Source organism: Paraburkholderia sp. AV2, assembly GCF_054968425.1.
The window spans coordinates 49,450-63,864 of sequence record NZ_JBANLK010000018.1 but is presented as its reverse complement, the minus strand read 5'-3'; the positions used below and the strand labels follow the sequence as shown (position 1 = coordinate 63,864).

The window sequence follows — 14,415 nt, the reverse complement described above, 5'->3', positions numbered from 1 at the left end:
ATGGGGTTGCCCGCGCGCACGAGACCCTCTGGCACGCGACCCGCGCCATCCCGGCCGCTGGAGTCGGCAAGGCAGGCGCCCGCCGTCAGGATGACCAACCTATCGTTTTCGATCGTCATCGCCAACTACAACTACGAGCGCTTCGTCGGCGAGGCGATTGAAAGCGCGCTGACGCAGGACTGGCCGCAAGTCGAAGTGATCGTCGTGGACGACGGATCGACGGACCACTCCGCCGCGATCATCCGGTCGTTCGGCGACAAGATCATCGCCGTATTCAAGGAAAACGGCGGCCAGCGCGACGCCAATAACGTGGGATTCCAGCACAGCACGGGCGACGTGATCATTTTTCTCGACGCCGATGACATATTGCGCCCGCACGCCTTGCGAGCCATTGCCGCCGCCTGGCGACCGGGACTGAGCAAGGTCCAGGTGCAGATGCAACGCGTGGATGCCCTAAGGCGTCCCATACGAAACGTCATCCCGAAGATTCCCGCGGCGTTATCGCCGCAGACCATTCGCCGCTGGGCCTATGCGACATCGGAATATCCGTCTCCGCCAGGCTCGGGGAACGCCTGGTCCCGTCGCTTTCTCGATCAGATCTTTCCGCTGGACGAGAGCCACGATTCGTTTACCGACTCCACCTGCATCGCCATGGCACCGTACATCGGCGACGTCGAAACCATTGCCAGCCCGCTCGTGCTGTACCGGATGCATGGCGGCAACGACAGCGCCATGGGCGCAAAGGACTCGAACTTCCGCAGGGAAGTCGCGCGCGCGCTCAAACGACATGCGGCGGCATGCAAAGCGTGCGAGATGATCGGCACCTCGCCGCCACCGCAAGCCGCGCTGTTTCGGGGGCCGCACCTGCTGCAGCTCAGGATCGCTTCGTTGCGCCTGACGCCGGAGCAGCATCCGCTTGCCCGCGACAGCCGGTTACGCGCGCTTTTCGACGCCGTCGTCCTGCCCTTTCGCTCGAACTTCGAGCAGCCGACCTTCCGCATCCTCGTGTCCGGCTGGAGCATCCTCACCCTGCTCGCCCCGCGCAAGATCGCGGGCATGTTGATACGCAAGCGATTCGTTTGACGAGTTGCCGGTCGCGTTCCCGTCCGTCACCGGGAGCGTTGGGCCGCCCACAGACATGGCCGGGCCGGGCGAAAACAATGACCTCTCCCGAAATGCAACCGGGCGCGCCGCCAAAGCGCTCCCGGACCCGAGAAGCAGGAAGATAGTCATGAACGCGCTCAACCTGGTCTTCGAACGGGTGATCAGTCATCGATTCGTGTCGGGCAACGTGCGAAAGCTCTTTGCCCCGATGCCTCGTTTGCACGATCTAATGACGTACCGCGTTGCAGAGCATAACGAACTGATTTCCTTCGACGCGTTCGACACACTGATTACGCGGCCTCTGCAGCGGCCTGCCGATTTGTTCCTGCTGTGCGGATACAAGCTGAAAGCGAGCTTCGATTCGCCCGTCGAGCCGGAGGAATGGCTGAAGATCCGGCAGAGCGCAGAGAGCCGGGCGCGCAAGTCGGCTGTCGAGCACGAAGTGACGCTGCTCCAGATTTACGGGGAGATCGCGGCATCGGCAGACTTATCCGCGGCGCTCCTGGAGACGGCGCAGGAAATCGAGGTCGGCCTCGAAAAGCTCCTGTCACGGCCCATCGCAGCGATGGTCGAGGCCTTCAATGCCTGCGCCACCCAGGGACGGACGGCGATCATCTCCGATATCTATCTCTCCCGGCCCGACCTCGATGCGATGCTGCAACGCTGCGGCGTGCACGTCAAACCGGCCGATCTGTACATATCGTGCGAGAGCGGCCAAACGAAGCGGACGAGCTCGCTCTTCGCGGTAGCAAAAGGGGCAAGCAAAAGGCATTTACATGTCGGCGACAATGTCTTCTCGGATCTGTTCCAGGTCTGGTTGTCCCGCGGACGCGCCGCACCGTTTTTCAAGGCGTCGCCCACTCGCCTTGAACGAGCACTCGGCAATGACCGGATCGAACCACCCCTGCTCCGCTCCGCGCTCTCGGGAAGCGCGCGCACGGCGCGTCTGCGCGTGGGCTGCCGCGCGCCGCACGAGCAATCTCTCGCGGAGGTATCGGCTGGCTTTACGGCGCCGCTGCTCCTGACGTTCGTTGTCTGGATTCTGAAACAGGCGGAACGCAAGCAGATCGAGAGGCTGTTTTTCCTGGCGCGTGACGGCCAGATTCTCCTTTCCATGGCGAGGAAGATCGCCAGGGCTTACCACCTTCCGGTCACGCTCGACTACCTGTACGTATCCAGGCAATCGCTGCATTTGCCCGCGCTCTCCAGTGTGGCTGCCGACGATTTGACCAGCTTCGGCTTCCGGCCGGGTCAATCGCTGGCCGACGTCCTCAGGAAATTCGGCATCGACGTCGCGCACCCGGCCGTTGTCCGCTTTCTGCAGCGCCACGATATCCACTCGCCACGAGCGCCGATGAACGCGCTCGAACTGGACGCGATACTCGCCGGCATACGGTGCGACGCAGAGCTTACGCAGTTGATCGACGCGACCGCCGCGTCGGCGCGGGAATTGCTCCTCGACTATCTGCGGCAGAAAGGATTCTGCTGTGCCGGCAACGTCGGCCTGGTCGATATCGGATGGCGCGGCAATCTGCAGCGCTCGCTCGCGCAGGTGGCGCGCAGTGGCGACGCCGGATTCAACGATCGGTTGTCCGGCTTCTATTTCGGGCTTTACCATCGCCCCGCGAACTGCGGCAGCCTGGACGACTTCCTGGGTGCGTCGGTGGCCGCGCCGATCAGGCCTTACGTCCGCGGCTCGATGTTCGAAGCGCTTTGCGCCGCCGATCACGGCACGACAACCGGCTACGAGCGAACGAACGACGGCACCGTCGTGCCGAAGCTCCTCACGGCGGATAATCCGGAGGCAACGGCATGGGGCCTGAAGATTCAGCACGACGTGGTCAATGCCTATGTCGACGACGTGCTGGCCGTGCTGACCGAGGCTGGCCTGAACCTCCTGGACTGCCTCGACGGTCTCTCGCAAGGTGCCGCAACCGTGACCCGAATGGTGGTGGGTTCGCCGTCTCGCGGTGAGGCGAATGCACTGGGTTCCTTCCCGCACGCCAGCGATCAGCTACATCGCGTCTTTGAAGAAGTCGCGCCCCCGCTATCGCTCGACGCACGTGCATGGTGGTCAAAGCTGCGGGATCGGGGCGACGCCCCCCTCATTTCCTACTGGCCCGAGGCGAGTGTGGTTCGTGCGATGCCATCGCTCGGAGCGAGCATGATGCTGGGCGGCCTTGGCCTTGGAAGAAAGCTGCGCGCGCGTCGCTAACGCAGCCGCTCGAATGATCAGACGGAGTCCGGATACCGGCCCAGCCGCGCCTGCACTTCGAAAGGCGCATCGGCATGAACCTTCCCCGCGTTCGACCTCGCCGCCGCCACGCGGGCGCGCTCCGGCTCCGGCGCGCGGCGCCATGCCCGCGCGCTCAACCCGCCCGCCGCCGCCGCGAGCACGTAGAAGCACACGCCCAGATCGAAGATCGAGGCCGACACCGACGCCACGATGAGCGCCGCGTACATGCCATGCCGGGAGGCGTAACACACGGCGCGCTCGGTGAGCGGATAGTCGCGGGGAATCGGCGTCAGCGTGCTCTTCGCGAGAAAGATCGTGTAGCAAAGCGTACCGACCACGCCAAGACAGGCAAGTACCACCATCACGAAGCTCGACACCCGCACACTGCCAAGCCCCACCCCAATGCCGTAGGTGTCGAGGAAATTCGTGAACGCCTGGGCGTTGAAACTCGAACGCTCGACGCCCGAATCGCTGTCTGCCTTGCTGAGCACCGTCGCGTCGATAAAATCGCCTAGCGCTCTCGCCACCCCCGGCATGAACAGCACGATGTATAACGCCAACAGCACGCCGAGGCACGCCATGAGCGCCCACATGCGCGCCTTGCGCGCGTTGGCCGTGCGCGAGATGCGTCCGGGCCGGCTCACGAGCAGCACCATCAGATAACCTGCGAGACCCACATAGGCGCTGCCCGAGGTCGAAAGCAGCAGCAGCGCGCCGCTGGCTGCGGCAAGTGCGCCCGACGTCTTCGGCCGATAACCCACGAGCCAGAGATTGACGCAGACGGCGAAGAGCTGGAGCGTGAAATACGCGAATGCCGAGGCCTCGCTGAACGTCCCGCTGATACGCAGCAGGCCGCCGAGTTCCGAGCCGTTGAAATAGGCAAAGTCGGCTGTCTTCACGAATGCGAGCGCATCGACGCCCGCCAGATGCGAGGCGATGTCCACCGCGGCCGCGAGCACGTCGAGCGCCGTGAGCGCGAGCACCGCCTTCGCGAGCACATCATAGGCTCCGCGGCAGCGTAGAAATACGTACATGGAGCAGAACACCACGAGATCCCCCACACAGTAGACCGCCTGTGAGAGATTCCCCGAGACCGGCCCGAGCGCCTGCAGCAGCCCTGCCGAGTTGGGATCGGCATTGCGGTCGATGGTGAACACGAGCGTCGAGCCGGCCAGCGCGCGCGGCAGCACGATCGCACCGAACACGCCCCACGCGCACGTGCACAGCAACCAGAACCCCGGCTTGCCGATGGAAATCGACTCGCACAGCATCTTGCCGCCGCCGAGGTTGAAAGCGCGGATCGCGAAGAACACCATGAACAGATTGGCCGGCATGATGCCAACGCCGCCAGGCAGCACGAGCGCAACCGCGCACGCGAGCAGGCTGAGCACCACCAGTCCGTAAACCGCCCATCGATACGACGCGTTCAGCGCCAGGAGGCCAGCGAGAAACACGATGACCCCGTATGCGGAAAGTCCCACCTCAGCCTCCCGCCCTGAATGTCGGTACGCCAGTGCGTATGCAACGCTTCATGTCGCGCTCCCTTCTCATGCTCAGAGTTCGAGGATGCGCTGCGGATGAATGACGCCTTTCACGATGTCGAGGAATGCGAGCACGTTCCCCTTGAGCCGCCCGCGATAATCGAACACCGGATGGCCACGCAAGCTGTGATAGAGATTCGAGCACAGATGGCGCGAGATGAAACTGCAGGCGCGCCGCGCCCGCATGGTGCGCTTGCGGGTGAGGTAGATCGGATTGGCGATCTGGGAGTAGCCCAGCCGCACGCCCGAGGTCCGGCCGCTGCTCACGCCCAGATGCACGCCGAGACACGACGGCTCGTACACCATCGTGCCGTGCGTGCGCGCACGCGCCGTGAAGTCGTAGTCCTCCTGCCAGCCGTAGAGCGGCAGCGCTTCGTCAAAGCGGCACTGGCGTATCACGCGGCCGGCAAATGCCATGTTGCAGCCATACGCGCAGCCAATTTCGCGGCGTTCGAAACCCGACGCCCAGTGGTCTTCGGGCGCTCGCTCGCCCGAGAGGAAAGCGAGCGCATCGGCTTCCTTCAGACCGCCGACCTTCACACCGTCGGCAAGCACTTGCCCCGTCACACCGGCCACGTGGGGGTCCGCCTCGAAGAGCGCCTCGCACTCGCGCAACCACGCGCGATGCGGACGGAAATCGTCGTCGAAGAAACTGACGAACCAGCGGTCTGCGTCCGCCGCACTGCCCCGCGCATCGCCCATGTCCGCAAGCAGCGCCTCGATGCCCGCGTTGCGCTGCGTCGTGAGGCCGGGGGCCTTCGCAATCAGCAGCTTCACATCGGCCGATGCGCAGAGCGGATGCTCCAAAACCCGCGGCAAATCGCCTTCGCCGGCCCCGACGATATAGACGCCGTGAGGCCGCGCGTCCTGCCCGTGCAGGAAGTCGAGCAGCGTCGCCGTCTCGGCCGGCCGGCCCTTGGTCGCCACGATGACATATCTCTTCATGCCGTTCCCCGAATCTCTCGTATGACTGATGGGTCCTCGCCGACGTCTCACGCCGAGCGCCAGCGCCTGGTGACGACGGGCGGCTCGGCCGTGCCCCGGCACGTTTGCACCGCGCGCTCGATCATGCTCATGAATTCGCGCTGGAAACGCTCGGCGGCAAAGCGTTGTGCATTGCGCCGACACGCTTCGGGATTGAAGGGTGCATGCGCCTCGAAGCGTGCAAGCGCATCGACGATGGAGGCCACGCTCTGCTCCTCGAAGAAGAGTCCGGTGGCGTACTCGGGATCCTGCGAGTCGATCACCGTTTCTCGCGCACCGCCGCGGCCAAAGGCGATCACGGGCGTACCGCACGCCTGCGCCTCGACAACGGAAATTCCGAAGTCCTCTTCGGCGGCGAACACGAACGCGCGCGCGCGCTGCATGTAATCGACCAGCACGCTGTCCGGCTGGTAACCGAGCAGTGTGACGTTGGACGTGGCCTGTGCCCGTGCGCGCGCAAAGTCCGGTCCGTCTCCGATCACCACGAGGCGCTTCTCCGGCATGGCCGCGAACGCCTCTACGATGAGCGGAATGCGCTTGTACGGCACCATGCGCGAGGCGATCAGATAGAAATCCTCATGGTGCTGGCCGATCCCGAAACGCTCGACGTCGACGGGCGGATGGATCACCGTCGCCTCGCAGCCGTACACCTTTCGAATGCGCCGTGCAATGAACGCCGAGTTGGCGGCAAATGCATCCACGCCGTGCGCGGTCCGCAGATCCCAGATTCGCATGTAGTGCAACAGGCCGCGCGCGAGCCAGCTCTTGAAGCCGTGCTCGATGCCCGCTTCGGCGAGATACTGATGCTGCAGGTCCCACGCGTAGCGGATCGGCGAATGCACGTAGCTCACATGCACCTGGTTGGGGCCCGTGAGCACGCCCTTGGCCACGGCGTGGCTCGACGAGATCACGAGGTCGTAGGACGAAAGGTCGAACTGTTCGACCGCGAGCGGCATGAGCGGCAGATAGGAGCGATACGAGGACTTTGCACGCGGCATGTGCTGGATGAACGAGGTGCTCGCATGCTTGCCGCCCAGCGCACTGCGATGCTGCTCGGGAAAGAAGTCGACGATGCTGTAAAGGTCGGCGCTCGGGAACATCTGGATGATCTGCTCCAGGACCTTCTCCGACCCCGCATACGAGACGAGCCAGTCGTGGACGATCGCCACCTTGCCGAAGCGGCGCGGGTCGTTCGCACCGCTCGCTGCCGGATTGGTATGCACTACATGAGCCACGGCGAGATCTCCTCGATCAGTTTGACGGCGGTCGCGCGCCACGTGAGCGCGGCAGTACGCTCGCGGCCGCGCTCACGCAGCGTTTCGCGCAACGCGGCGTCGGCGGTCACGCGTTCGAGCAGCGCGGCGAGTTGCGCGGGATCGTCGGGCGAGGTGTAGAGCACCGCGTCGCCGCACGCTTCGACTACCGATGGCAGGCGTGAGGCGATCACCGGGCAGCCGAGCGCGAGGGCCTCGACAGGCGGCAGGCCGAATCCCTCGTAACGCGACGGGTAGACGAAGCACGCCGCGCGCCGGTACAGCGAGACGAGTTCCTCGTCGCTGACATAACCGAGATGCTTGACGAAATCGGGCAGTGCGTCGCCGGACGCGCCATAAACGCGTGGGTCGCCGCCGCCCACGACCACGATGTCGAACCGCGCATCGCGGATTTGCCGCGCGGCCTCGGCGACGAGCCGGAAATTCTTGTGGCGGTTCAGACTGCCGACCGCCAGCACGAACGGCCTGGCGTGCTCGCCGGCGCCGACAGGAAAGCCGGAGATCCCTGCCGCATCCGGCGTCTGCGTGGCCTCGCGCATGCGCAGCATATGCTCGCCACTTTCCTGAACCACGCCGATCTTGGCGAACGGAATGCGATACGCCTCGCACAACTCGCGCCGCGAAAATTCGGAAACGGTGATGACGCGGCGCGCGATGCGTCCGATGCTGGGCGCCATGAGGCGATACCACGCGACGAAAGAGCGGCTATAACTGTCCGGCACGCGCGCAGGCGCAGCATCGTGCAGCACGGTCACCTGACTCCGGTAGAGCAGCGGCCCCGAATTGCACAGGTTCAGTAGCAGTCCGCCTCGCACGGCCCTCGGCAATGCGAGCTGCTCCCAGCGCAAGCCGCCGCCCTGCCCGCTCGCGCGCAGCCGCACGTGCGCGAACGGGTTCGACATGCCGCCCAGCGCGGCGGGCACGACGATCTCCGCGCGCAAACCTGCCACAACGGGGTCGCGCGTCTCGATCAGTGCGTCGATGGCGCGCACCGTCTCGAAGGCGAAGCGGTCGACACCGGTCGCGCGGCGGCCGAGAAAGCGGCCGTTGATGACCAGCGAACGGGTTTGCGGAGTGTTCATCGGCGTGGTCCGGATGTGGTTTTCCCGTCGCCCCTCAGACGCGGGCCGCGGCAGAGTCGCCGCGAGAGGCGGAACGACAAGCGGGATTCGCTATGTATCGCAGTGCGAACTGATTGAGCTGACGGGAAGGAAGCAGGCACAGCAGCGTAAGACCGAGTGCGCCGAGCTTCTTGCCGGCACTCCAATACGGATTACGTACGAGCGAGGCGAAATAGCGATCCGATTCGAACATCAGCCGGCGCCAGCGCTCGGCGGTCGGCGCTTCGTAGAGCCGCACGCACAACCGGTTCTTCTCGTAGGAAAAGTCGATGAAATGTACCGGCAGATCTTCCCCGAGACGGGCACGGATCATCTGGCGCAACGTCTCCCAACGCCATGGGAACGAACGTTCCACCTCGCTCACGTCCTCGTAGTTGCCGACCAGAATACCCGCCTGACCGACCGTCGCGCTGCGCCTCTCGCCGGCCTTGCGGTGCACGCGATAGCCGCCCAGTGCGCCATCGAGCGCGCAAATCGAACCGATGAGCGCGATTCCGTAGATCGCGAAGAAGTCCGCGGTCTTGCTATGCTGCTTCGATACAGGAATGGGAAAAACCGCGCGCAGCGCGCTCACGCGATAAGCGTTGCCGGAGGCCGGCGGCGAGGGATAGAGCCAGCCGCGGCGCAGGAGCGCGCCGCAGTCGCGCGGGGGCGTCGAATTCGGCACGCGCACGCCGGTCCGCACACCATCTTCGCGGACCACGTCGAGCCGGAACTGCACCTTGACGTAGTCGCCCGTTTCGAATGCGCGCAGCACTTCAGCGATGGCGTTTGGGTACAGGATATCGTCGGAATCGAGAAACAGCACGTATTCCGTCTGCACGAGCGAGAGCCCGAGGTTGTAAACCGACGATTGTCCCTGGTTCTCCTTGAACACCGGGGCCACGCGCGCACCGAAGCTTTCGATAATCGCGCGCGAGCCGTCGGTGGATCCATCGTCGATTACCAGCACGCATACGCGGGCTTGCACGCCGACACCCGCGAGCGCGTCAACGTTCGCAAGCGCCGACTCGATCGCCTCGCGCAAAAAGCGCGCGTAGTTGTAGTTGCCGATAACGACGGTGATGTCCTTCATGAATTCAGCTCCGGGTGGCGGCGCCGTCTTGCGGGTCGCCGTAGCTCGAGTAGCCGTAGGCCGCGTATTCGCTCCCGTACTTGCCCGGCCGCGTGGTCATGTCGTTGAAGATCACGCCGCGGACCGGGACCCCGATCTGCTCGAACCGGCGCACGGACTCGCGCAGCTCCGAGACGCTCGTCACGCCGTGGCGCGCAATCAGGAACACCGTCCCCGCGAGATTGGCCACGATGCCCGAGTCGGCCACCGGCAGAATGGGCGGCGCATCGATCAGCACGACGTCATACACGCCGTCGGCCCACTGCGCGAAGCGCTGAAAGCTGCCGCTCTTGAGCAGTTCGCTCGCATTCGTCACGTAGCCGCCGTTGGCGACAAAATCGACGCTGGGCATGACCTGCCGATGCAGCGCGTCTTCATATGCGCCATCCCACTCCACGACGTCGATGATGCCGGGGCTGGCCGGCACGCCCACATGGCGGTTGAGCGAGCCGCGCCGCAGATCGGCGTCCACCAGCAGCACGCGCTTGCCCGACGCGCCGAGCAGCGCCGCGAGGTTCACCGAGACGAACGACTTGCCCACGACAGGCGTTGGCCCCGCGAGCAGCACGATATGGTTGGCGGCCTCCTCCAGGGAAAACTCGAGCGCGCTGCGAAAGCTGCGCAGACTCTCGATGGCCGCGTCGAACGCCGCGGTGCGCGCGAGGACCGTGGTCGTGCCCGGCGAGTTCGCCGGCAGGCGCCGCGTCAGTTCGTGCTGCACGCGGCTGCGCGGCACGGCGGCATAGACCGTCAGGCCCGTGCCCACTTCGATGTCGTCGACAACCGTAATGCCGCTATTGAACTTGCGCTTGAGCAGCGCGAACGCCACGCTTGCGAACAGGCCGGTGAGCAGCGCGGCCAGCACGACAAAGGCGCGCTTGGGTCGGATCGGGCTCTCGGGAGTCTCCGCACTGTCGATCAGGCGTACGTTGGAGACTTTGCCGGCCTTGAGCAGGCGCAGTTGCTCCTTGTTGTTCAACAGGTTCGTATAGATGTTGGTATCCACCTGCACCTCGCGCTGCAGCCGCAGCACGCCCTGCTCGAGCGGCGGCAGCGCGCGCGTCTGACTGGCCAGCAGAGCGAGCGACTTCTGCGCTTCGTCCAGTTGCCCGTCGACCGCGACCAGCGCAGGGTTGTCCGGAGTAAAGCGGGCCAGCAACTGCGCGCGCTGCTGGCGCAGGTCGGCAATGCGCGTTTGCGCCTGGGCCGAACTCTGCAACAGCGCGGCGGCTTCCGCACTCAGGTCCACGGCGCCGTGCTCCGAACGAAACGCATTGAACTCGCTTTCCGCTTTTTCGAGCTGAGCCTTGAGTTCGGGCAACTGCTGATCGAGGAACGCAATCTGCTTTTCGGCTTCCTCCTGGGTGTGCTGCACGTTCTGCCGCACGTACTCGTTGCCGATGGCGTTGAGAATCTCGGCCGTCTTGGCGGGATTCGCGCCTTCCAGCGCGACGCCTATCACGTCGGACTCCTTACCCTTCTCCGAGATCATCAGGCCAGCCTGCAGCATCTGGATCGCGGCCAGCTCCGAATTGCGCACGATCTGGAAGGTCACGCCGGGATGCGCATCGATCGAATTCACGAGCAGATCGATCGCGCCGCCCGGCACCTCGGCGTGCAGGGGTACGCCGAGCCGCCCCTTCAGCTCCACGCCGTCGTGACGCAGCGTATAAGCGCCGCCGTTCTGCGCGGTAATAATGAAGGGCGCGCCGTGCAGGCGGTCGGGCACGTCGAAATGCCCGACGTCGATGGCCTCGTTGCCCCACGCGTAGCCGCCCCAGCCCGACCAGTCCGAGACCGACAGATGCCGCGCGATCCACTTGCCGACGACCGGGAAGTAGCGCGGCGCAGCGTCCAGATAGAGATGAGTCACGTCCACGGCGCGCGAAACGATCATGCGCGAACGCAGCACCTCGATCTCCGCGGAAGCCGCGGTCTTCACCGCGAACATCGACGAGAGATCGGCGAGCGCGCTCTTCGTGGAGCTCTCGTTCTCCTCCACCTGAACGAGGATATCGGCCTGATAAACCGGCTGTGCGAGCAGCGCATACGCGCCGCCCACCACCGTGAAGATCGCCGTGACGATCGCGATCATCTTGCGGCTCTGGTACAGGGTGTCGAGCACGCCGCCTAAATGGCCGCCCTCGGGCGGCGCCGGCAGGCCGGGTTCGAGCAGGTAATCACGCTGGTTCATCCGTTCTCTCCATCCGTGTGCCCGCGGTCTCGCAGGACGCACGCGCAAGCCATACTGGCAATCGGGTCAAGGGCCCACGGCGCGACTCGCCGCGGCAGCCTCGGTGGCCGGCAAAATCAGACCGATAACGCGGGCCCACTTGACGAGCGGGGAGGCGTCGACGAATACGACATCGTTAGGCTTGAGATCGAACGCATCGGCCGTGGCCATCGCAGCCGCCGACGAAGCATTGAGGTGGTAGACCACCGGCTTCGCAGTGTCGCGGCCGCGCACGACATACACCTGAGACGCATCGCCCGACACCTGGCTGATGCCGCCCGCGTCGCCGAGCGCCTGGTTCAACGACATTCGGCCGTTGTTGAACTCCACTCCGCCGGGTCGTTGCACTTCGCCGACCACGAACACCTTGCTGTCCGCCTGCGCGTACACGCGCACGAGATCGCCGTCGCGCAGAATGATGCGGTCGGGGTTCACCCCCTTGCGGATCATGTCCGGCATGTCCACGACCACGGTTTCGTCGCCGCGCGTCACCGCCACGCGAGAGCGGTCCGAGAGGCTCGTGAAGCCGCCCGCGCGGTTGATCGCCTCGGGCAGCGTCATCGGCACGTCGTTGAGCGCCTGCACGCCGGGCGTCTTGACTTCGCCGTCCAGATAGACGCGCTTGCTGCGGTAGGTCTGAATGCGCACCGTCACCTGCGGTTGGCGCACGTAGCGCGCGAGCTTCTCCGCGAGCGCGTCGCGCACGCCCATTTCCGTGAGGCCGGCAACTTTCAGCGGACCAATATAGGCATACTGAATGAAGCCGTTCGTGTCGACGGTGTAACCCTCCGAAACCGAGCTGGCGCCGGAGGTATCGCTCCCGCCGCCCGAGCCCGCCGTGCCCGGCATGTTGAGCTCGGGGTGATCCCACACCACGATGCTCAGAATGTCGCCCGGTCCGACTTCGTAGGGTCTGGCTGTCGCGAACAGCTTCGTCACGCCTTCGGGTACCCCTTTGGGCTGTTCCGCCCGCTCCTTGTCGACCAGATCGCGTGTGATCTCGACCAGCGAGCCTGCGGGCGCACCGTCCGCGCCCTGCGTCGCGAGCGCGGTCGCAGCCGGGCCCGTACCGTCCGGCGTGGCGGCGCCGCCCGAATTCGCCGGCGTACCGCTATACGTCATGCCCGGCGAAAATGCGCAGCCGGCCAGCGCCGCGACCGCGACCGCCGATGCCAGTCCCCTCAGTCCCGCGGACCGTGTGCGCTCGTACGCACGCGCACAGCCGGACGGCACATCGTCCCGGCACAGGCGAGCCATTTTCCGCCACCCGCGCATACGCGCAGCGTGCGCATATTTCATCCAGGCCCTGCAAACATTGCTGATCGACATCGTCCCACCCCCAATCTTGCATGTGGCCGCCCCGTGACGTCATGTGCGCCGCGAATTCCAGCCTGTCCACCTCAGTCCGTGCTACGGTCCCACTCCCTGCCCGGCGGCGCCGGGCGTCGGGTGCCGCCTCCGGTTCGCCCTCCTCCCGAGCGCACCGCGTCGGCCTTCCCGTCCTGTCGTTGCCTTCTATCCCGAAGCCGACCCGTAGCGCCGGCTTCAGTACGCGCCCGTCCCCTTGATCACCACGAAGAAGGTCTTGAAAAGAATCCCGATATCCCGATGCAGAGACCAGTTCTGCACGTAGCTCACGTCAAGCGAGACACGCGTCGCGTAATCGGTCTCGCAGCGTCCGCTGACCTGCCAGAGCCCTGTAATGCCGGGCGTCGCCATCAGGTAATACTTGCTGCTCGCTCCGTAGCGCTCGAGCTCCTGATCGATGATGGGCCGCGGACCCACGAGGCTCATCTCGCCGCGCACGACGTTCCAGAGTTGCGGCAGTTCGTCGAGACTGGTACGTCGCAAGAAATGGCCGATGCGCGTGATACGCACGTCGTGCCTGAGCTTGAACTCGCGCTCCCATTCGACCCGCGCTTCGGGGTCGGTGTCGAGCAGTTGCTTGAGCACCTCATCCGCATTCACCACCATCGAGCGAAACTTCAGACAACGAAATTTTCTGCCGTTGCGTCCCACCCGGGTGTGGCCGTACAACGCAGGACCGCCATCGCTCTTCACGATGAGCACCAGTCCGACGAGCACCGGCAGCAGCAGCGCGATCAGCACGATGCCCACCACGACGTCGAACACGCGTTTCATCGCGTGCCTGAACGCGGTCGACCACGACGGGATTTCGGGCGCTTCCCGCACTACCTTGCCGCGGCGCAGCCACGCACCCGCCTGACGCGCCACGCCGAAGCCGGTGACGAACACGGTGTGCGAAGCGAGCAACGAGATGCCCGTGGTCAAGGTCCAGTAGATGAACCACGGCATGGAAATCAGATTGTCGCGATGCAAACCGTAGAGCAAAGCCAGGGCGCAAAGCTGCACGGCGAGCCAGGCAAAGGCCGTGCGGCTCGCTACGCTGACGACCGAACGGGTGCCCCGCGATGCGTAGGTCCCGCACGCGGGAAACACCGACAAGGCCAGGGCCGCCACGAACGCCACCAGCGTGGGATCGGGATGATGCGGCGGGCCCATGTCGGGCAGATGCAGATTGAAGTGCAGCGCGCCGAACGCGCCCAGAACGATAAGCGCAATATCGATCGCGCGGTGAATTAGCGCAGACATATCCCCACCCCGAAACATAGCGTGTATGGTCAACGTTCCCGCCCCCGCCCCACACGTTGCTGTCGTCTCCGTCGCAGCGGCCATTAGGCCGCGGGGCCCAAAGGGGTTGGGCCCCCCCCGGCGGTAACGCGCGCGGACGGTGGGCGCCCCCCCCGCCCCTTTTTTTTGCGGCCCCCCGGCGCCCCCAGCCCCCGG

The 14,415-nt window shown here is 65.2% G+C and carries 10 protein-coding genes; 2 read left to right on the top strand and 8 right to left on the bottom strand.

Annotation, left to right across the window (positions count from 1 at the left end):
* Positions 1-90: 90 nt before the first annotated feature.
* Both V8683_RS14915 and V8683_RS14910 read left to right on the top strand, forming a co-directional pair.
* Positions 91-1,083: a glycosyltransferase family 2 protein gene (locus tag V8683_RS14915; protein WP_411186791.1), complete on the top strand. Its 993-nt coding sequence runs from the start codon at positions 91-93 to the stop codon at positions 1,081-1,083.
* Between the two features lie 148 nt (positions 1,084-1,231).
* A complete protein-coding gene (locus tag V8683_RS14910; RefSeq protein ID WP_411186793.1) occupies positions 1,232-3,319 on the top strand; it encodes a haloacid dehalogenase in 2,088 nt (695 codons plus the stop codon).
* A 17-nt stretch (positions 3,320-3,336) separates the two neighbouring features.
* Here V8683_RS14910 and V8683_RS14905 read toward each other — a convergent pair whose 3' ends face one another.
* The 8 genes from V8683_RS14905 to V8683_RS14870 all read right to left on the bottom strand — a co-directional run bounded on the left by V8683_RS14905 (position 3,337) and on the right by V8683_RS14870 (position 14,220).
* On the bottom strand, positions 3,337-4,821 hold the full coding sequence (locus V8683_RS14905; RefSeq protein ID WP_411186795.1) for a hypothetical protein: 1,485 nt from the start codon (positions 4,819-4,821) through the stop codon (positions 3,337-3,339).
* A gap of 72 nt (positions 4,822-4,893) precedes the next feature.
* Positions 4,894-5,826, bottom strand: coding sequence for a glycosyltransferase family 2 protein (locus V8683_RS14900; RefSeq protein ID WP_411186797.1), 933 nt, complete (start codon positions 5,824-5,826; stop codon positions 4,894-4,896).
* Positions 5,827-5,873: 47 nt separating this feature from the next.
* Complete coding sequence (locus V8683_RS14895) at positions 5,874-7,100, bottom strand: glycosyltransferase family 4 protein (RefSeq protein WP_411186799.1); 1,227 nt, start codon at positions 7,098-7,100, stop codon at positions 5,874-5,876.
* A complete protein-coding gene (locus tag V8683_RS14890) occupies positions 7,088-8,221 on the bottom strand; it encodes a glycosyltransferase family 4 protein (RefSeq protein WP_411186801.1) in 1,134 nt (377 codons plus the stop codon). Before V8683_RS14890 ends, V8683_RS14895 begins: the two co-directional genes overlap by 13 nt.
* Before the next feature lie 34 nt (positions 8,222-8,255).
* On the bottom strand, positions 8,256-9,335 hold the full coding sequence (locus V8683_RS14885; RefSeq protein WP_411186803.1) for a glycosyltransferase family 2 protein: 1,080 nt from the start codon (positions 9,333-9,335) through the stop codon (positions 8,256-8,258).
* A gap of 4 nt (positions 9,336-9,339) precedes the next feature.
* Entirely contained in the window at positions 9,340-11,568 is a 2,229-nt protein-coding gene (locus V8683_RS14880) for a GNVR domain-containing protein (RefSeq protein WP_411186805.1), read from the bottom strand.
* Between the two features lie 66 nt (positions 11,569-11,634).
* Positions 11,635-12,936 carry a polysaccharide biosynthesis/export family protein gene (locus tag V8683_RS14875; protein ID WP_411186807.1) on the bottom strand — a complete coding sequence of 434 codons (1,302 nt, stop codon included), beginning with the start codon at positions 12,934-12,936 and terminating at the stop codon, positions 11,635-11,637.
* A 216-nt stretch (positions 12,937-13,152) separates the two neighbouring features.
* Positions 13,153-14,220 carry a sugar transferase gene (locus tag V8683_RS14870; RefSeq protein ID WP_411186809.1) on the bottom strand — a complete coding sequence of 356 codons (1,068 nt, stop codon included), beginning with the start codon at positions 14,218-14,220 and terminating at the stop codon, positions 13,153-13,155.
* Positions 14,221-14,415 lie beyond the last annotated feature (195 nt).